Below are 17,304 nucleotides of genomic sequence, written 5' to 3'. Positions count from 1 at the left end.
ACCCGGCCAAGACTAGCCAGTGGACCGTCCCTCGCCGGGTCCGGTCTTCTCCTTAGGATCCCGGCATGACTGCTGCGCGTCCGGCACGGATCGGCGACCTCCTGCGTCAGGGTGGCCGCTCGTTCTCCTTCGAGTTCTTCCCGCCCAAGGACGCCGAGGGTGAGCAGGTGCTGTGGGCCTCGATCCGGGACCTGGAGCCGTTGCGCCCCACCTTCGTCTCGGTCACCTACGGGGCGGGTGGGTCGACCCGGGACCGGACCGTGGCGATCACCGGCCGGATGGCGCGGGAGACCAGCCTGCTGCCGATGGCGCACCTAACCTGTGTGGGCCACACCCGGGGAGAGATCTCGACGGTGCTCGCCGACCTGCACTCGGCGGGGGTGCGCAACGTGCTGGCCCTTCGCGGCGACCCGCCGGCCGGCCCCGGCACCCCCTGGGTCGCCACCGAGGGCGGGGTCGACCACGCCTGCGACCTGGTGACCCTGGTCCGCGAGCACGACGACCTCTGCGTCGGCGTGGCCGCCTTCCCCGAGGGCCACCGCGACGCGGAGAGCCTCGAGGCGGACGCGCGGGTGCTGCGCGCCAAGTACGACGCGGGAGCCGAGTTCGCGATCACCGACATGGTGCTGCGGGCCTCCGACTACTTCGGCCTGGTGCAGCGCGCCAGGGAGCTCGGCGTCGACTTCCCGATCATCCCGGGCATCATGCCGATCCTGGGGCTGACCTCCATGCGGCGGATGGTGGAGATGTCCGGCCGTCGGATGCCGGTCGAGGTCGAGGAGCGGATCCAGCCTCTTGCCGACGACCCGGCGGCGGTCCGCAGCGAGGGGATCAAGATCGCCACCGAGCTGTGCGACGCCCTGCTCGCCGGAGGCGCGCCCGGGCTGCACTTCTACACGCTGAACCGCTCGCGGGCCACCCGGGAGATCTGGGAGGCGCTCAGCCTCGCGGCCTGAGCGCTGCCGCGTCGCACACCACCGGCGTCGGGCGGAGGCGGCTACCCTCTCGCCATGCCCCGCTCTGTCTCGGTCGTCGGCCACGGCGCGGTCCGGGCCGTCCCCGACTCGGCGGCCGTGCGGGTCGCCGCGGCGCACCGGGCACGCACCGTGGCGGAGGCGGTGGCGGGCGTGGACTCGGCCGTCACCGCGATCGGGCGGGTCGCGCGCGGCCTGGCGGAGGTGGCCACCGTCTCGACCACGGGGATGACGGTCTGGCCGGTGCAGGACCGTGACGGCGGGCTCGACGGCTTCGAGGCCTCCCACCAGCTGACCATCCGGTGCCCCAACCTGCCGGTCGCCTCCGCCCTCGTGGTCGGGCTGGCCGAGGAGGTCGGCGACCGGCTGCGGATCGAGGGGGTCCAGCTGGAGGTCGCCGACGAGTCGCGGCTGCGCGACGAAGCCCGGGAGGCCGCCTACCTGGACGCCCGGCGGCGCGCGGCGCACCTCGCGGGCCTCGAGGGGCTCTCGCTGGGCGACCTGCTGGAGGTCGCCGAGGAGCCCGGCGAGGGGTCGGGTCCCGGCCTGATGCGGGCCGCGACGCTCGAGCCGGGCGAGACCACGGTGACGGCCCGGGTGCGCGGCACCTGGCAGATCGTCTGATCCGGCGAGGCGCTCAGGCCGGGCCGACGACCTGCGCGACCAGGGCCGCGGAGAGGCCGACGAAGGGGATCCCCGACCCGGGGGTCGCATGGGCCCCGGCGGCGTAGACGCCGGGCAACGGGGTGGTGGGACCCAGTCGGCGCCGTACCGTGCCGCGCCCGCGCCACTGCACCCCCAGCGGTGAGCCGCCCCACTGCTCGAGCAGGTCGCGGGGGTGACGGTCCACCCGCACCGCGACGGATCCGCGGACGTCGAGCCCGCGACGGGCCAGCACCTCCAGCACGTCCTCGGCCGTGCCACCCCGGTGGGCCACCGTCCAGGAGACGGCGCCGTCCGGCGCGCTGCCGCCCGGGCGGACCACCAGGTCCGGGTCGCCGTGCAGCACCAGGTCGTGGCCCAGCGGCGGGACGTCGCCGGCGAGCCCGAGATGGACCAGGGTCGGCGGTGCCACGGCGCGGGTCCGGACGACGTGGCTGCGCAGCGCGGGAAGGTGACGGGGGTCGACGGCGCACACGACCGCGTCCGCGTCCACCTCGCCCGCCGAGGTGGCCACGGCGGCCGGCCGGCCGCCGCGCAGCACGAGGTCGTACGCGGTCGTGCCGAGCAGGACCTCGACCTTGCGGGTCGCCAGCCGGCCCGCGAGCGCCGTCCCTAGCGCGGCCATGCCGCCTGGGACGGTCCAGGCGCCGAACTTGTGCTCCACGTAGGAGACGGTGCCCAGCCAGCTCGGCACCCGGCGCAGGTCGTGCCCGTCGACGGTGAAGGGATGGCCGGCGACCAGACGGAGCCGCTCCTCGCCCAGCACGTCGCGCAGCCGCCGTGCCAGCGACTCGCGCCGGCGCAGCAGACGGACCGTCTCGCGCTCGGCCAGGGCGGGGTCCCACGGGCGCTCGAGGTAGTCGCGGCGCAGCAGCTCCCACTCGTGGCCCAGCATGTCGACGTAGGCCGTCCACCGGGAGCCGAGCCCCTGGCCCAGGCGGTCGAAGGCGGCCTTCTGCGCTGCCCGCGAGCCGGTGGTGAGGTGCACGCTGCTGCCGTCGGTGAAGCGGTGCTCGCGGACCACCTCGCGGGGGACGAGCTCCAGCTCGCGCTCCAGGGGGCGTCCGGACTTGCGGAAGAGGTCGCGCAGCACGGCCGGCAGCAGGGTCGTGCTGGGGCCGGCGTCCCAGGTGTGGTCGCCGGCGCGCACCGTGGCGAGGGCGCCGCCGAGGGCCTGTGCCCGTTCCACCACCACCACCTGGTGGCCCAGCTTCGCCAGCCGGGCGGCAGTGGCGGTGCCCCCCAGGCCACCACCGATCACCACCACGCGCATGGGCGGGAGGTTAGCGGCCGGGGGTGGGGCGACGGGTGGGCGGCTCCTCCGCGGCGATCACCCGGGCCAGGGACTCCGCGTCGCGCCCGACGACCGTGGTCCCGTCCGCGGCGGTGAGGATCGGGCGCTGGATCGCCCGGGGATGGGCCGCGAGCGCCGCCAGCCAGCGGTCGCGGTGCTCGTCGTCACGGGGGAGGTCGATGCCCGCCTCGCGCGCCTCGCGGGGCCGCGCCAGGTCCCACGGCTCGACCCCGAGGCGTGCCGCCACCTCCGCGATCTCCTCGGCGGTGGGGGGCTGGTCGAGGTAGCGGCGGACGGTGGGGTCGAGGCCGGCCTCCTCGAGCGCGGAGGTCGCGGTCCGGCACTTGCTGCAGGCCGGGTTGAGCCAGATCTCCATCAGTCGACCTCGATCTCGCGGGCGCCGGTCATCGCGACCAGCTCCTCGAAGGTGGTGGACCAGACGGCGGCCGGGTGGCCGGCGGCGGCCCAGATGGTCGGGTGCCGCCGCAGCCAGGTGTCGACGTAGGTCGGGACGGGAGCGGGGTGGCCCCACGGCGAGACCCCGCCGATCACCTGTCCGGTGTGGGTGCGGACGAACTCCGGCGTGGCCCGGGACAGGCGCGGCACCCCCACCCGGGCCGCGGTGGCGACGGGCTCGACCCGGTGCGCTCCGGAGGTCAGGATCAGGACGGGTGAGCCGTCGGCGTCGAAGAGGAGGCTGTTGGCGATCGCCCCCACCTCGCAGCCGAGCGCCTCGGCGGCGAGCGCGGCGGTGTGGACCGACTCGGGGAGCACCACCACCTCGCCGGTACCGTGGCGGCGCGCGTGCTCGTCGCGGAATGCCGTGATGGACGCGTGCTCGGTCGCCATAGGTGCGACCCTAGCCAGTGCTGTTCCCCCGGCTCCGCCGACGGGGACCGGTGCGTCCCGTGCCCACCCCGACCCTCTGCAGGAGTTCCATGATCGTCCGGCCCCCTTCGGTGGTCCATGCCACCCGCGTCGCCCTGGCCCTGCTGGTGATGGCGGGGATCACCACCGTGCTGACCTGGTGGCGCCGCGAGGACCTGTTGACCTCGTGGGCCGAGGGCAACGCCGGGGCCCGCGTGATCCTGCGCGAAGGCGGGCTGGAGGCCGTGGAGGAGACACTGGCGGTGCCGGCCTTCGTGCCGGTGGCGGTCACCTCCTTCGTCGTCCTGACCATGCTGGTGGGGGTGCTGCTGGCGTTCTTCGTCGAGGGCTTCGGCTGGGCCCGGCTCTCCCTCGCGGTGACCGCGCTCTTCGGGGTCTTCCTGGCCGTGCTGTGCGTGGCCAGCGGGATCCCCACGCTCTTCGTGGTGATGTCGGTGCTGATGGTCCTGCTCTGCCTGGCCCTGCTGGTCCTCCTCTTCCACAAGGACACCAACCGGTACTTCCGGGAGGTCTGAGCCCTCTCGGCTCCCAAGCGTTGACCCGCTGTCGGTGGCTGGGTGTACCTTGGCCTTGTTCGAACAGACGTTCGAACGCGGATCCGGTGGCGATGCCTCGACCCCACCGCCACCGGATCCGCCAGGTGGGTCGAGCGACGCTTCCGAGGAGGAGCCATGAGGCGGTACGACGATCCCGTGGACGTGCGGAGAGGGCCGGTGCCCGGCAGCGGTGAGGAGGGGCCTGAGCAGTTCCTGTGGCGGGGGAGGCTGTGGAAGGTCCGGGCCGTGGTGGCCCACTGGGTGGAGACGCCTCCCTGGTGGCAGTCCGCACGTGCCTCGTCCCTGGCAGGCGGAGACTCCCCGGGCCCTGGTGTCGAGGAGGCCGACCTGCTGGTGGAGCGCGAGGTCTGGCGCGTCGAGGCGGGGCGCGGCGCGGTGCGTGAGGGATCGGCCGGGGGCGTCTTCGACCTCTCCTTCGACTGGAGCGACGGCTGCTGGCAGCTCGTCGGGTGCGTGGACTGAGATGACGGACCAGACGAGACCCACCAATCCCCACCTGCTGCCCGCCACCACCCACTCCTACCTGGCCCGGGCCGCGGAGTCGTTGCAGGAGGCGATGGTCGCGCGAGACGTGCCGAGCCGCTATGCCTGCGCCCACGTCGCTGCCCTCCGGGCCGCGGCCGCCCTGCTGGCCGCCCGGGCCCACCCCGCCGCGGGAGCGCGGCGCCGCCAGAAGAACGCCTGGGTGCTGCTCAGTGAGGTAGCGCCGGAGCTCACGGAGTGGGCGACGTTCTTCGCCGCGGGCGCCGGCAAGCGGGCGGCTGCCGAGGCGGGCTCCGCCCGGGCCGTGAGCGAGCGGGAGGCCGACGACCTGGTGCGCGATGCGGACCGGTTCCTGGCGGTCGTCGAGTCGACGCTGGGGTTGGTGCCGCACACCGCGGCCCCGGGATGGTTGCTGGCTGCGACGGGGCCGGGCGGTCGGACCGGTGTCGCCTGATCCCTTCGCCCACCTCCACGTGGCCTCCGGCTACTCCCTCCAGTACGGCGCCTCGCACCCGGCCGCTCTGGTCGAGCGGGCCGGGGAGCACGGGATGGACCTGCTGGCCCTCACGGACCGCGACGGCACCTACGGAGCGGTGAAGTTCGCCAAGGCCTGCGGGGCGGCGGGCCTCAGCCCGGTGCTGGGTGTCGACCTGGCGGTGGAGCCCACCGCCGTGGCCGGACGCCCGCCGGTCCGCCGGCGCACTCCCGTGCGCGGTGGGGCGTTCCGGGAGGAGAGGCGGCCTCGCGTCACCCTGCTCGCCGAGGGGCGGGCGGGCTGGACGGCACTGTGCCGACTGGTCTCCTCGGTCCACCTCACCGGGGAGCGCGGGCGGCCGGTGGCGACCCTCGACCTGCTGGCGCCCCACCTCGCCGAGGGGCGGCTGCTGGTGCTGCTGGGACCGGCCTCCCAGCTGGGCCTCGAGGTGGCCCGGCACCGGGACGACCTGGCCCGGGAGGTCGTGGGCTCCTGGCTGCGGATGGTGCCTCGGGAGAACCTGCTGGTCGAGCTGGTCTCGCACCGCCTCCCCGGGTCCGAGGGCGGGTGGGGGCCGGGGTCGACCCCGCACGCGGCCCGGATGGCCGGGCTCTCCCGGGAGCTGGGCCTGGGAGCCGTGCTCACCAACGCGGTCCGCTACGCCGACCGTGGCGACGCGCCGACCGTGGACGTCCTCGACGCGGCCCGGCGGCTGGTGCCGCTGGATCGCCGCCACGTGGACCGGGGCAACGCCGAGGGGTTCCTCAAGTCCGGCAGGCAGATGCGGGAGGTGGCCGAGGAGGTCTGCCGGGCAGCCGGTCTGGGCCGGCGCGAGGTCGACAGGCTGCTGGCCGGGACCCGTGCCGTGGCCGAGAGGTGCGCGCTCGACCCTCGTGCCGACCTGGGGATCGGGGAGGTCCACTTCCCCGAGCTGGAGACGGCTGCCGGAGCGGGGGCACCGGTGGCTCGGCTCGCCGGGGAGACCCGAGCCGACGCGGTGCTGCGGGCCCGGTGCGAGTCCGCGATCGGGTGGCGCTACGGGAGCGCGCCGCGGCAACGGATCTGGAAGCGTCTCGACGACGAGCTCCAGGTCATCGCCTCCCTGGGCTACGCCCCCTACTTCCTCACCGTCGGGGACGTCACCGACCTGATCCGGGAGATGGGAGTCAGGTGCGCTGCGCGGGGGTCCGGGGCCGGCAGCCTCGTCAACTACCTCCTCGGCGTCTCCGGGGTCGATCCCCTGCGGCACGGCCTGCTGATGGAGCGCTTCCTCTCCCCGCTGCGCCAGTCGCTGCCCGACATCGACATCGACGTGGAGTCGGCTCGCAGGCTGGAGGTCTACGAGGCGATCCTGGACCGCTACGGCGCGGAGCGCTGCGTCTGCGTCTCGATGATGGAGACCTACCGGGTCCGGCATGCGGTGCGTGACGTGGGCGCGGCCCTGGGGATGCCGCCCGGGGAGATCGACTCGATCGCCAAGGCGTTCCCGCACATCCGTGCCCGGGACGCCCGGCGGGCACTGCAGGATCTTCCCGAGCTGCGAGCCAGCGGGCTGGGGGAGGAGCGTCTCGACCTGCTGTTCTCCCTGGTGGAGAGGCTGGACGGACTGCCCCGGCACATCGCGGTGCACCCCTGTGGGGTGCTGCTCTCCGACGCCACGCTGCTCGACCGGACCCCGGTCGAGGCCAGCCATGCCGGTTTCCCGATGAGCCAGTTCGACAAGGACGACGTGGAGGACCTGGGTCTGCTCAAGCTGGACGTGCTGGGCATCCGGATGCAGTCGGCGATGGCCCACGCGGTGGCCGAGATCGAGCGGGTGGACGGAGTGGGGGTGGATCTCGACGACGAGGAGCAGGTCCCCTTCGACGACCCCGTCACCTTCGAGCTGGTCAGCTCCGCCAAGACCCTGGGGGTCTTCCAGATCGAGTCGCCCGGCCAGCGCGAGCTGGTGGGGAAGTCGGGGATCGACTCCTTCGAGGAGATCGTCACCGACATCTCGCTCTTCCGTCCGGGCCCGGTCAAGAGCGACATGATCACCCCCTACCTGGAGGTGAAGCAGGGGTGGCGCCACGCCTCCTACCTGCACCCCGACCTGGTCCCCATCCTGGCGCCGACCCACGGCGTGGTGGTCTTCCACGAGCAGGTCATCGAGATCATCGCCTGCTTCGGGGGAGTCTCGTTCGCCGAGGCCGACGAGTGGCGCCGCGCGCTGGGCGACGTGGACGGGATGGCCCGGACGAGGGAGTGGTTCGAGCCGACGGCGACGGCCCGCGGCTACTCGCCCGAGGTGGTCGCGAAGGTGTGGAAGGTGCTCGAGGCGTTCGCCTCCTTCGGCTTCTGCAAGGCGCACGCGGCCGCCTTCGCCCTGCCGACCTTCCAGTCCGCCTGGTTGAAGGCGCACTGGCCGGCACACTTCCTCGCCGGGGTGCTCACCCACGACCCGGGCATGTACCCCAAGCGGTTCATCCTCGACGACGCCCGCCAGTTCGGGATCGGGATCAGGGGGCTGGACGTCGACCGCTCCGAGGCCCACTACTGCGTGGAGCGCTCGTCGAGCGACCCTGCCGGCTACGCGATCCGGCTGGCGCTGAGCGAGGTGAAGGGGATCAGCGAGGCGGAGGCGGCCCGCATCGTCGCGGCGCGCCCCTACGCCTCGGTCAGCGACTTCTGGCACCGGGCCGCCGTCTCACGCCCCGTGGTGGAGCGCCTGGTGCTGGCCGGGGGATTCGACCGGGTCCACCGGCTCGGCGGCTCCGACCAGGCCGTGCCGCTGCGGGCCGGGCCCACCCGGCGCGACCTGTTGCTGCAGGTGGCCGAGCTCGACCGGCACAGCCGCGTGCTGCAGAGATCGTCGCGAGGACGCGGGCTCGGGGCGCGACCGGCGCGGGACCGCGCCGCGGGAAGGGCCGCTCAGGCGACCTCGCGCAACAGCAGCGACCAGGTCACCCGGAGCGGGGTGTGGCAGCAGGCATCGGCCCAGTCCAGGGCCTCGCGGCCCGTCCAGGTGGAGTCGGTCCAGCTCGCCCTCGGGCTCGGGGACGAGCCTGTCGAGGACCAGGTCTCGGGGTTGCCGGAGCTGACTCCGGCCGAGCGGGTGGCAGCCGAGCTGGAGATCCTCGGCCTCGACGTCAGCCGGCACGTCGTCGACGGCTACGCCGACCTCCTCCAGGCCCTGGGCGTGGTCCGCAGCCAGGACCTGCTCCGCTGCCGCAGCAAGGCCGAGATCCTGGTCGCCGGGGTCAAGGTCGCCACCCAGACCCCACCGGTCCGCTCGGGCCGGCGGGTGGTCTTCCTGACCCTCGACGACGCGACCGGTCCGGTGGACGCCACCTTCTTCGAGGACGCCCAGGGGCCCTACGCGGCCACCGTCTTCGGGTCCTGGCTGCTGCTCGTCCGAGGAGAGCTGCGCCGCACCGGTCACCGCGGGGTCTCCGTCCGCGCCACCGGGGCCTGGTCCCTGCCGGAGCTCCGCGCGCTCTGGGAGGAGGGAGCCACCCCCGACGAGGGCCTGGCGGCGGTCCGCGCGGTGCTGGCGGGCCGCCCGGCAGGCGGGCACGAGCCTGCCCACCGCCGGGTGCTGGTGCACAGCAGCGGGTTCCGGATGTCGCCCTACGCCGACATCAGGCCCGCCGGCGAGGACGCCGCGAGTGCGGGGGCGCTCAGCCGGGCGCTCGAGGGTGAGACGCCCGGTCGCGGGGAGGCGCCGTCGCGGGCCCTGTGGCACCGGAGCCCCGGGAGCCCGGGGTGAGCGCGGTGCCATCCGTCCACGTCCTAGGGTGTCTCTCATGCCAGCGAGTGAGCGGACCGACCGACCCAGCGAACGACGCAGCGCAGCCCGCTCCTCGGTGGTCTGGGACGCACTCGAGCCCCTCTTCGCCGGGGGGCAGGGGCTGGAGGTCCTCGACATCGGAGGCGGCACCGGAGGCTTCGCGGTCCGGGTCGCCGAGCTGGGCCACCGGGTCACCGTCGTCGACCCCAGTCCGGACGCGCTGGCGGCCCTGGACCGTCGGGCCCGGGAGCGTGCCGTCACCGTCACCGGGCGCCAGGGGGAGCTCTCCGACCTGCTGGAGACCCTCGGCCCGGCCACTGCCGACGTGGTGCTCTGCCACGGGGTGCTGGAGGTCGTGGACGACGCCGCTGCTGCCCTCGATGTCCTCGCGGAGGTGCTCCGTCCCGGTGGCACCCTCAGCCTCCTGGTCGCCCAGCGCCACGCGGCGGTGGTGGCCCGGGCGATGGCGGGGCACTTCCAGCAGGCGCGGGACCTGCTCGAGGGCACCGATCCGGGCCGGGGGAGCCGTCGGTTCACCCACGACGAGCTCCTCGAGCTGCTCGTCGCGGCGGGCTTCGAGCCCTCGGTGGTGCACGCGGTCCGGGTCTTCGCCGACCTGGTCCCCGGGACGCTGCTCGACCTCGAGCCGGGCGCCACTGCCGCGCTGGTCGAGCTCGAGCGGGCAGTGGCGGAGCGCGCCGAGTACAGGCCGCTCGCGGCACAGCTGCACGTGCTGGCCTCTCACTGACCCCGGCGTCCGGGCGGTGGCCCGGTGAGCCGGGCCGCCGGGCCGGAGTCGCGCCCGTCGATCCTGCACGTCGACATGGACGCGTTCTATGCCTCCGTGGCCGTGCGTGACCGTCCGGAGCTGGCCGACGTGCCGGTGATCGTGGGCGGCGGGAGCAGGGGCGTCGTCCTGTCGGCCAACTACCTGGCCCGCGCCCACGGCGTGCGATCGGCGCTGCCCATGACCCGGGCCCGCCGGATGTGTCCCGACGCCGTGGTCCTCGCGCCGGACTTCGACACCTTCGCCCGGGTCTCGGCGGCCGTCATGGAGAACTTCCGCAGCATCACCCCCGTGGTGGAGGTGATGTCCCTGGACGAGGCCTTCCTCGACGTCTCGGGTGCCGCTCGCAGACTCGGGTCGCCCCGGGAGATCGCCGAGAGACTGCGGGCGACGATCCACGACGAGCAGCGCATCACCTGCTCGGTCGGGATCGCGGCCTCACCCACCCTGGCCAAGCTGGCCAGTCGGCGGGCGAAGCCCGACGGCGTGGTCGTGGTCGCGCCCGAGGACGCGATCTCCTTCCTGCATCCGCTCGACGTGGGCGAGCTGTGGGGGGTGGGGGAGAAGACCCGGGCCCTGCTGCACCGGCTCGGTCTCCGCACGGTGGCCGACCTGGCCCACACGCCCCTGCGCACCCTCCAGCGGGCGCTGGGCCCCGGTCTGGGCAGCCAGCTGCACGAGATGGCGTGGGGGGTGGACAGGCGGCAGATCGTGGTGCGGCGGGGGCCCGATGAGCCGGATCGCTCGATGGGGGCGGACGAGACCTTCGCCCGGGACACCGACGACCGCGAGCGGATCCTCCGCGAGCTGCTCCGGCTCTCGGCCCGGGTGGCCGGCCGGATGCGGACCGCCGGCGTGGCCGGCCGGACCGTGACGCTGCGGATCCGGTTCGCCGACTTCACCACGATCACCAGGTCTCGCACGCTGCCCGAGGCCACGGATGTCACCGTGGAGGTCTATCGCACGGCCGTCCGTCTCTTCGACGCGCTCGGGCTGCAGCGTGCCCGGCTCCGGCTGGTCGGTGTCAGGGTCGAGGGACTCGTCCCGCGGGAGCGGGTGCAGAGGCAGCTGGTGCTCGGGGAGCGGAGCCACGGGTGGGAGGCCGCCGACCGGGCGGTCGACGCCGCCGGGAGGAGATTCGGCTCCGGGGCGGTGCGGCCGGCGACCCTGCTCGGGTGAGGCGGGATCCGGTGGTGATCATTTTTTCCCTTGCGGCTACCGTGTTGGACAAGCGCTGCCTAGACTTGACGTTGCAGATGTGCCGCGCATCACACCGGTCGGGAGGAAACGTGCCGCTCTCGGAAGAAGAGCTGCGACTGCTCGAGCAGATGGAACGTGCTCTCGTCGAGGAAGACCCCAAGTTCGCCCACACGTTGCGGGGGACTGCCTTCCAGCGAGCCGCCCGTCGCCGCGCGGTGCTCGGTGGCGTCGTCTTCGCCACCGGCGTCGCGATCATGATGACGGGGGCCATCGCCTCGATGCCCGTGGTCGGAGTCGTGGGCTTCGTCGTGATGCTCGCCTCTGCCACCGTGGTCGTCACCTCGCTCCGCAACCCGCAACGGGCCGCGCAGCCCATCCCGTTCAAGGACGCACCCCAGGGCTTCAGCGTGATCGAGGGCGGCCGCAGTCGACGCCGTTCGCGGGCCGGCCAGGGCAGCCACCCGCGCTCCTCCCACTCCTTCATGGAGCGGATGGAGGAGCGGTGGCGGCGACGGCGGGAGTCCGGCGGCGGCTTCTGACCGCCCCCTGGATCCCCGCCTGAGCGGCGATCCACGAGAGCGGGCCGGCGGCGCGGCTTATCCGGCACCGGCGCAGGCGGCGGTCATGAGGAGGCGGGGACGCCGTGCACTCCGCCGACCTGGACATCACACCTAGTCGACGTGGTCGACCAGGCCCGTCCGGCCGCTCGAGATCAACGACGCCGGGCGCTCCGTCGGCTGCCGGACCAGCGAGACGGGCCACCAGGCGGCCATCCTGGCCCGGCGCGGCCTCACCCCGGCCCTGACCGCGGCGACACACTTCGCCAGGTCCCTCGTCCAGCTCTTCTCCGGGGTCGGGACGGCGCTGGGACGAGCGAAGCGCGAGCGCTCCAGCACCTCGACCAGCCTGCCCAGCGCGGCGACGGCCGCCGGGTTCGACGGGGCGCTGCGTCCCGGCTGCCCGTCCGGCTCGGTGGCCCCGAACCAATGGGCGACGTGCTCGGCCGTCGTGCGCGGTGAGCGCCCTGCGGGCCAGGGGCGTCCCAGGTCGAGGCACTCGTCCCGCAGCTCCGCCCAGAGGCTCTCGATGTCGCCGTCGCGCTCCCTGGTCTCCCGGCGTCGGCGCCGCACGAGACGCGGAGTCAGGACGAGCGTCGCCAGCAGGGCCAGCAGCCCCACGAAGGTGAGCAGGCCCCGCCACGGCACCCCACCCTGATCCTGCTGCTCGCTCTCGTCCTCGGAGGGCGGCAGGGCCTCGGTCCGGTCACGCGGTGACTGCCCCGTGCTCTCGCGGGGCACCGCGGGGCGATCGACCTCGTCGACGGCCGGGAGCAGCCCGGTGGTGTAGTCGGGGGCCAGCCGTGCCCGGTCGGGCGGGGTGGGCTCGAAGCGCACCCACCCCGAGCCGGGGAAGAAGAGCTCCGGCCACGCGTGCAGGTCGTGCGAGGAGAACTCCCACTGACCCGGCCCGGTCTCGGTGGGCTCCAGGAAGCCGACCGCCACGCGGGAGGGGATGTCGAGGACCCGCGCCATCACCGCCATCGCGGCCGCGAACTGCTCGCAGTACCCCTCGCGGCCGCCCTCGGAGAGGAAGGCCGCCAGCTCGTTGCTCCCCACGGCGTCCACCTGGGCGAGGCTGTAGGAGAACTCGGTCCGGAACCACTCCTGCAGCGCCCGCGCCTTGCGGAAACGACTGGTCTCCTCGCTCGTCACGCTCTCGGCGAGCGTGCGCACGAGGCCGGGAAGGTTCGCCGGGAGCTGGACCATGTCGCTTCCGGCCTGGGAGACCCCGGACGACGCCTCGTCGAGGGAGTCCAGGTCGTACTCGAGCTGCACCCCGCGCATCGACCACTCGAGGCCGGCGACGGTCGCGTCGTCGTCGCCCGCGATGAAGTCCATCGTCTCCCGGTCGTAGCGCCAGTCGCCCGGCGCGTCGATCCGCGACACGTGGGAGACCGTGGGCAGCCACTGCGACTCCAGGCCTCCCGTCGCGCGGAACTCGTGGCGGGCCTCGGTGCGGTCGAGGTCGGAGGCGACTCCCAGCAGCGGGGGCATGTCGCCTCGCGCCACCTGGTCCGAGGGCACCTCCCGATCCCCGCTGCTCCACTCCTCGCCGTTGAAGCGGTTGAGGACGGAGAGCCGCACGTAGGTCGGCCGCTCGCCGTTCGTGGAGACCTCCAGCAGGGGGACGTCGGCCCCGCGGGAGAGGTCCCGGCGCATGTCCACCAAGGGGTTCTCGATCGAGATGCCGTCCCCGTCCCCACCCCGGCCGGGGCCGTCCCACACGGCGAGGTCCAGGGTCGGCAGCAGGGTCGGCAGCGCCACCGCCAGCGCCGTCGTACCGGTGCCGATCACCAGGGCGGAGGAGAGCAGCGGGCCGCGCCGCCCGTTCGCCCGACCGAGCGGGGCGTCTTCCTGAGCGCCGTCGGCGGCGCGCCCCCAGCGCAGGACGGCGTCCTCCTGCTGCAGGAAGAGCAGGCTCAGGAAGCCGGCCGCGGCCAGCACGAACCACCACCACGCCACGCCCTGGTCCACGAAGGCGACCGGCACGCTGTAGAGGGCGAGCAGCAGCAGCCCCGAGGTCCCCACCAGGCGCAGGGAGACCGCCACCAGGTCCATCACCACCAGGGCCACCGCGCCGGCCAGGAGGAAGAGCGGGGCCAGCGGGGACGCCTGGGCGGGGATCGGGGCCACGTAGCGGTTGGCCGAGGCCCCCGCGTCCCGGATCGCCTCCGCGAGCGCGGCCACGCTCTCGGCGCTCGGCAACGGGGATCCGGTGACCATCAGCAGGACGAGGGCGCCGAGCACCACGCACTGGGCCGCGGCGACGGGCAGGGCGGGAAGGCCGAGCCAGCGGAGCAGTGCGCCGCAGCAGGTGGAGGCCGCCGCGAGGACCAGCAGCGGGGTCAGCAGGTCCCCGGTCCGCGCGGTGAGGGCGTCCCAGGTGGCCACCGTCGCCCACACGGTGAGGGCCGCGACGGCGGTGACCAGCAGACCGTGGGAGAGCGAGCCCCGCGACCGAGTCACGAGCCGGCTCCGGTCGGGACCGGCGGTGTTCCCGCCCCTCGCCCCGCCTGACGCCCCAGCTCCTGCCAGACCGTGTCGAGGCGGTCGCCCGGCCCGAGTGTGGCCGCCCGCCATCCGGAGGTCGCGAGCACCCCTCCCGACGCCTGTCCCGACGGGGGCAGGTGCGGCGCCCACGCGTCCACGTCGAGCGCCACCGCCAGGGCGGTCCCTGCGTGGTGCTGCAGCCGGGTCATGAACCCCTTGTCGACCGGCTCGAGGGCCCCCACCACGGCGACGACGAGGCCGTAGCCCGCCTCCGCCATCCAGCCGCTCTCCATCAGCCGCCGGGGCTCGAGGTCGACGACCGCGAGCGCCTCGAGCAGAGGAGCGGTGTTGGCCCGGGAGTCGCGGGAGTGCCAGGCGGTGCTCGGGTCCTCTCCCGCGGCGGTCACCAGGCGCACCGCGTAGCCCCGGTGAGCCAGGTGCACCGCCACCGACGCCGCGGCGGCCACGGCCGCCTCCAGGGACGAGGCCGCGCCGTGCCCGCGGTGGGCGGTGAGCCGGTTGTCGAGCAGCACGGTGGCCCGGGACTGCCAGGGCTGCTCCTCCCGGCGCACCATCAGCTCGCCCATCCGCGCCGAGCTGGGCCAGTGGACGCGGCGCAGGTCGTCGCCGCGCCGGTAGTCGCGCACGGTGACGTCCTCGGCGCTGCCGGTGGCGAACGAGCGAGGACGGTTGTCGCCCGACCCGGACCAGACGCCGCCCAGGGGGATCGGAGGCAGGGGAGTGACTCGCGGTGTCACCGTGAGGGACGCGGTGGTGTGGAACGCCCGCCCCAGCTCGACCAGGCCGAACGGGTCGGTGACCCGGATGGTCATCGGGCCGACCTCGTAGTGGCCGCGCACCTCCGAGCGGAGCCGGTAGCTGACGTGCCGCTGCCACACGCGACTGATCCCCTCGAGCACGAAGCGCGGCCGCGCTCCGAGGCTGTAGGGGATCTGCTCCTCCAGCAGCAGCACCCCGGTGGGGGTGCGTCCCTCGTTGGTGAGGGTGAGCGAGACGGTGGCCGGCTGGCCGGCCGAGACCAGCCGTGGCGCGACCTCCCGCTCGAGCGCCAGCCGGTAGCGGGACCGGGCCAGGACCAGGGCCGAGACGACGGGCAGCAGGGCGACCAGCACCCCGACCCGGACCAGGGAGGACTGGCCGAGCACGATGGCACAGGCGATCGCGGTGGCCCCTCCGGCGAGGAAGGCCCGGCCGCGCAGCGTCAGCGCGCCGAGTGCCTCACGCACGACCGAGGTCCGGGACCGGGACGGTCTCCACGAGGTCCGCGAGGACCGCCTGGCTCGTGCGGCCGCTCATCGTGGCCTCCACGGTCGGGATCAGCCGGTGGGCGAGCACCGGCTCGGCGAGGCGGTGCAGGTCGTCGGGGAGCACGTAGTCGCGCCCGGCCAGTGCCGCCACGGCCTTGCTGGCGCGCACCAGGTGGAGGGTGGCGCGGGGCGAGGCGCCGAGGTTGAGCTCGCGCGAGTGCCGGGTCGCGGTGGTCAGGGCGACCGCGTAGTGACGTACGGCGTCGGAGACGTGGACCTGGCCGACGATGTCGACCAGCTTGCGCACCGCGCCCGCGTCGGTCACCGGCTCGAGGTCGTCGAGAGGGTTGCGGCTGGTGTGGGAGTCCAGCATCGCGATCTCCGCGGAGGCCACCGGGTAGCCCACCGAGACCCGGGCCATGAACCGGTCGCGCTGGGCCTCGGGGAGGGTGTAGGTCCCCTCCATCTCGATCGGGTTCTGGGTCGCGATCACCATGAACGGTGCCTCGAGGTGGTAGGTGGTGTTGTCGACGGTGACCTGGCGCTCCTCCATGCACTCCAGCAGCGCCGACTGGGTCTTGGGGGAGGCGCGGTTGATCTCGTCGCCGACGACGATGTTGGCGAAGACGCCACCGGGGCGGAACTCGAACTGCCGGGTGTCCTGGTTGAAGACCGAGACCCCGGTGACGTCGGAGGGCAGCAGGTCCGGGGTGAACTGGATCCGCCGCACCGTGCAGTCGATGCTGCGTGCCAGGGCCTTGCTCAGCATGGTCTTCCCGACACCCGGGACGTCCTCGATCAGCAGGTGTCCCTCGGCGAGGAGGACCACGAGTGCGGCCGTGACCACGTCGGGCTTCCCCTCGATGACGCGCTCGACGTTCTCCCGCACCCGGGTGGTGACCCGGCGCACGGTGTCCAGGTCGGCGCCGCCGGCAGCAGGCACGCTCACTCTCGTCTTCCCCTCGTCGCGACGCAGGCGCTGCGCCGGTCTTCCCTGAGGCGTCCACGGTAGTCGAACGGTGGGGAAGGCGGTGCTCCCTCGGCCGGGGGGACCGGCGGGGGCGGTCCGTTCCCCGGGTGTTCCTCCACTCCGCTCCACCGTCTGCGTCCCGTCCTCCACCGGCGCTCCACCGGCGCCGCTCCTGGGCGACAGCGGAGGAGGCCGGCACGCCGCTGACCTGCGCGTTCGCCCCACCTGCCCGGGGAGATCCCTCCCCGGGGGCCACGCGGTCCGACCGTCTCGCCGGAGACGGCGCGGGCGAAAACGGGGAGGGAAGTCATCAATTCTGGTTGATCGTGGGGGATTGTGGGGTAGTGTGGTGGAAAGTGGTGGAGGGGTCGACTTGCAGGGGGTGCCCGGATGTTCTTCGGGACCTACACGCCCAAGCTCGACGACAAGGGCCGGCTCTTCCTCCCCGCGAAGTTCAGGGACCAGCTGACAGAGGGGCTCGTCGTGACCAGAGGGCAGGAACGTTGTCTGACCATCTGGTCGCTCGAGGACTTCGGTCGGCTCACCGAGCGCCTGGCCCAGGCGCCGGTGACCAACAAGGGCACCCGCGACTACGTCCGCATGCTGTTCGCCGCCGCCAGCCAGGAGGTGCCGGACAAGCAGGGGCGGATCTCGATCCCCCCGGTCTTGCGGGAGTACGCCTCCCTCACCAAGGACGTGGTGGTGATCGGCTCCATGAACCGGATCGAGATCTGGGACCCGGCGTCGTGGGCCACCTACAGCGAGGAGCAGGAGCAGGTCTTCTCCGAGCTGAGCGACGAGGTCTTCCCGGGCATCTGACCGGGACGACACACCAGGTTCCACAACTCCACAGCGGCAGCGCAGGGCCAGGTCTCGTGCCCGCTCCCTCGAACCATCTGGGGTCACTTCCCCGGCACCAGACGGTC

16 protein-coding genes are annotated in these 17,304 nt (G+C 73.8%); 10 read left to right on the top strand and 6 right to left on the bottom strand.

Features of this window, described 5'->3' with window-relative positions; translation table 11 throughout:
* Positions 1 to 65: 65 nt before the first annotated feature.
* Both metF and AC3X7R_RS16265 read left to right on the top strand, forming a co-directional pair.
* Entirely contained in the window at positions 66 to 956 is an 891-nt protein-coding gene (gene metF, locus AC3X7R_RS16270; protein ID WP_489966723.1) for a methylenetetrahydrofolate reductase [NAD(P)H], read from the top strand.
* A 54-nt stretch (positions 957 to 1,010) separates the two neighbouring features.
* Positions 1,011 to 1,598: an SIMPL domain-containing protein gene (locus AC3X7R_RS16265; protein WP_489966722.1), complete on the top strand. Its 588-nt coding sequence runs from the start codon at positions 1,011 to 1,013 to the stop codon at positions 1,596 to 1,598.
* 13 nt (positions 1,599 to 1,611) lie between these two features.
* Here AC3X7R_RS16265 and AC3X7R_RS16260 read toward each other — a convergent pair whose 3' ends face one another.
* The 3 genes from AC3X7R_RS16260 to AC3X7R_RS16250 are packed head-to-tail and all read right to left on the bottom strand — an operon-like array spanning position 1,612 to position 3,780.
* Complete coding sequence (locus AC3X7R_RS16260) at positions 1,612 to 2,910, bottom strand: phytoene desaturase family protein (RefSeq protein WP_489966721.1); 1,299 nt, start codon at positions 2,908 to 2,910, stop codon at positions 1,612 to 1,614.
* Between the two features lie 10 nt (positions 2,911 to 2,920).
* Positions 2,921 to 3,307 (bottom strand): ArsC/Spx/MgsR family protein, encoded by a 387-nt coding sequence (locus AC3X7R_RS16255; protein ID WP_489966720.1) that lies wholly within the window; start codon positions 3,305 to 3,307, stop codon positions 2,921 to 2,923.
* A complete protein-coding gene (locus tag AC3X7R_RS16250; RefSeq protein ID WP_489966719.1) occupies positions 3,307 to 3,780 on the bottom strand; it encodes a YbaK/EbsC family protein in 474 nt (157 codons plus the stop codon). The genes AC3X7R_RS16255 and AC3X7R_RS16250 overlap by 1 nt, the downstream gene beginning before the upstream one ends.
* Positions 3,781 to 3,869: 89 nt before the next feature.
* On the opposite strand from AC3X7R_RS16250, the gene AC3X7R_RS16245 reads away from it, so the two are divergent.
* The 7 genes from AC3X7R_RS16245 to AC3X7R_RS16215 all read left to right on the top strand — a co-directional run bounded on the left by AC3X7R_RS16245 (position 3,870) and on the right by AC3X7R_RS16215 (position 11,629).
* On the top strand, positions 3,870 to 4,334 hold the full coding sequence (locus tag AC3X7R_RS16245) for a hypothetical protein (protein ID WP_489966718.1): 465 nt from the start codon (positions 3,870 to 3,872) through the stop codon (positions 4,332 to 4,334).
* 156 nt (positions 4,335 to 4,490) lie between these two features.
* Positions 4,491 to 4,838 (top strand): DUF6504 family protein, encoded by a 348-nt coding sequence (locus AC3X7R_RS16240; protein WP_489966717.1) that lies wholly within the window; start codon positions 4,491 to 4,493, stop codon positions 4,836 to 4,838.
* A gap of 1 nt (position 4,839) precedes the next feature.
* Positions 4,840 to 5,313: an SAV_6107 family HEPN domain-containing protein gene (locus AC3X7R_RS16235; protein ID WP_489966716.1), complete on the top strand. Its 474-nt coding sequence runs from the start codon at positions 4,840 to 4,842 to the stop codon at positions 5,311 to 5,313.
* The gene (locus AC3X7R_RS16230) at positions 5,303 to 9,082 is read left to right on the top strand and encodes a DNA polymerase III subunit alpha (RefSeq protein ID WP_489966715.1); all 3,780 of its coding nucleotides are present in this window, start codon (positions 5,303 to 5,305) and stop codon (positions 9,080 to 9,082) included. Before AC3X7R_RS16235 ends, AC3X7R_RS16230 begins: the two co-directional genes overlap by 11 nt.
* A 37-nt stretch (positions 9,083 to 9,119) precedes the next feature.
* Entirely contained in the window at positions 9,120 to 9,851 is a 732-nt protein-coding gene (locus AC3X7R_RS16225; protein WP_489966714.1) for a methyltransferase, read from the top strand.
* A gap of 24 nt (positions 9,852 to 9,875) precedes the next feature.
* A complete protein-coding gene (dinB, locus tag AC3X7R_RS16220; protein WP_489966713.1) occupies positions 9,876 to 11,069 on the top strand; it encodes a DNA polymerase IV in 1,194 nt (397 codons plus the stop codon).
* A gap of 110 nt (positions 11,070 to 11,179) precedes the next feature.
* Positions 11,180 to 11,629: an SCO2097 family morphological protein gene (locus AC3X7R_RS16215; protein WP_489966712.1), complete on the top strand. Its 450-nt coding sequence runs from the start codon at positions 11,180 to 11,182 to the stop codon at positions 11,627 to 11,629.
* A 132-nt stretch (positions 11,630 to 11,761) separates the two neighbouring features.
* Here the strand turns inward: AC3X7R_RS16215 and AC3X7R_RS16210 are convergent, their stop codons facing one another.
* The 3 genes from AC3X7R_RS16210 to AC3X7R_RS16200 are packed head-to-tail and all read right to left on the bottom strand — an operon-like array spanning position 11,762 to position 16,357.
* Complete coding sequence (locus AC3X7R_RS16210; protein ID WP_489966711.1) at positions 11,762 to 14,116, bottom strand: transglutaminase TgpA family protein; 2,355 nt, start codon at positions 14,114 to 14,116, stop codon at positions 11,762 to 11,764.
* Positions 14,113 to 15,387: a DUF58 domain-containing protein gene (locus tag AC3X7R_RS16205; protein WP_489966710.1), complete on the bottom strand. Its 1,275-nt coding sequence runs from the start codon at positions 15,385 to 15,387 to the stop codon at positions 14,113 to 14,115. Before AC3X7R_RS16205 ends, AC3X7R_RS16210 begins: the two co-directional genes overlap by 4 nt.
* Positions 15,380 to 16,357, bottom strand: a complete 978-nt coding sequence (locus AC3X7R_RS16200; protein WP_489966709.1) for an AAA family ATPase — start codon at positions 16,355 to 16,357, stop codon at positions 15,380 to 15,382. Before AC3X7R_RS16200 ends, AC3X7R_RS16205 begins: the two co-directional genes overlap by 8 nt.
* Positions 16,358 to 16,768: 411 nt before the next feature.
* On the opposite strand from AC3X7R_RS16200, the gene mraZ reads away from it, so the two are divergent.
* A complete protein-coding gene (gene mraZ, locus AC3X7R_RS16195) occupies positions 16,769 to 17,197 on the top strand; it encodes a division/cell wall cluster transcriptional repressor MraZ (protein WP_489966708.1) in 429 nt (142 codons plus the stop codon).
* The last annotated feature ends 107 nt before the right edge of the window (positions 17,198 to 17,304 follow it).

This window comes from Nocardioides sp. Z22_16, from assembly GCF_058134365.1.
This window is presented reverse-complemented; position numbering and strand designations above follow the sequence as displayed.

Bases quoted from the DNA above. Each gene is read 5' to 3' on its own strand.
- AC3X7R_RS16225 (WP_489966714.1), top strand. From the start codon at position 9,120: ATGCCAGCGAGTGAGCGGACCGACCGACCCAGCGAACGACGCAGCGCA.
- AC3X7R_RS16250 (WP_489966719.1), bottom strand. From the start codon at position 3,780: ATGGCGACCGAGCACGCGTCCATCACGGCATTCCGCGACGAGCACGCG.
- AC3X7R_RS16240 (WP_489966717.1), top strand. From the start codon at position 4,491: ATGAGGCGGTACGACGATCCCGTGGACGTGCGGAGAGGGCCGGTGCCC.
- AC3X7R_RS16260 (WP_489966721.1), bottom strand. From the start codon at position 2,910: ATGCGCGTGGTGGTGATCGGTGGTGGCCTGGGGGGCACCGCCACTGCC.
- AC3X7R_RS16235 (WP_489966716.1), top strand. From the start codon at position 4,840: ATGACGGACCAGACGAGACCCACCAATCCCCACCTGCTGCCCGCCACC.
- AC3X7R_RS16245 (WP_489966718.1), top strand. From the start codon at position 3,870: ATGATCGTCCGGCCCCCTTCGGTGGTCCATGCCACCCGCGTCGCCCTG.
- AC3X7R_RS16255 (WP_489966720.1), bottom strand. From the start codon at position 3,307: ATGGAGATCTGGCTCAACCCGGCCTGCAGCAAGTGCCGGACCGCGACC.
- mraZ (WP_489966708.1), top strand. From the start codon at position 16,769: ATGTTCTTCGGGACCTACACGCCCAAGCTCGACGACAAGGGCCGGCTC.
- AC3X7R_RS16265 (WP_489966722.1), top strand. From the start codon at position 1,011: ATGCCCCGCTCTGTCTCGGTCGTCGGCCACGGCGCGGTCCGGGCCGTC.
- metF (WP_489966723.1), top strand. From the start codon at position 66: ATGACTGCTGCGCGTCCGGCACGGATCGGCGACCTCCTGCGTCAGGGT.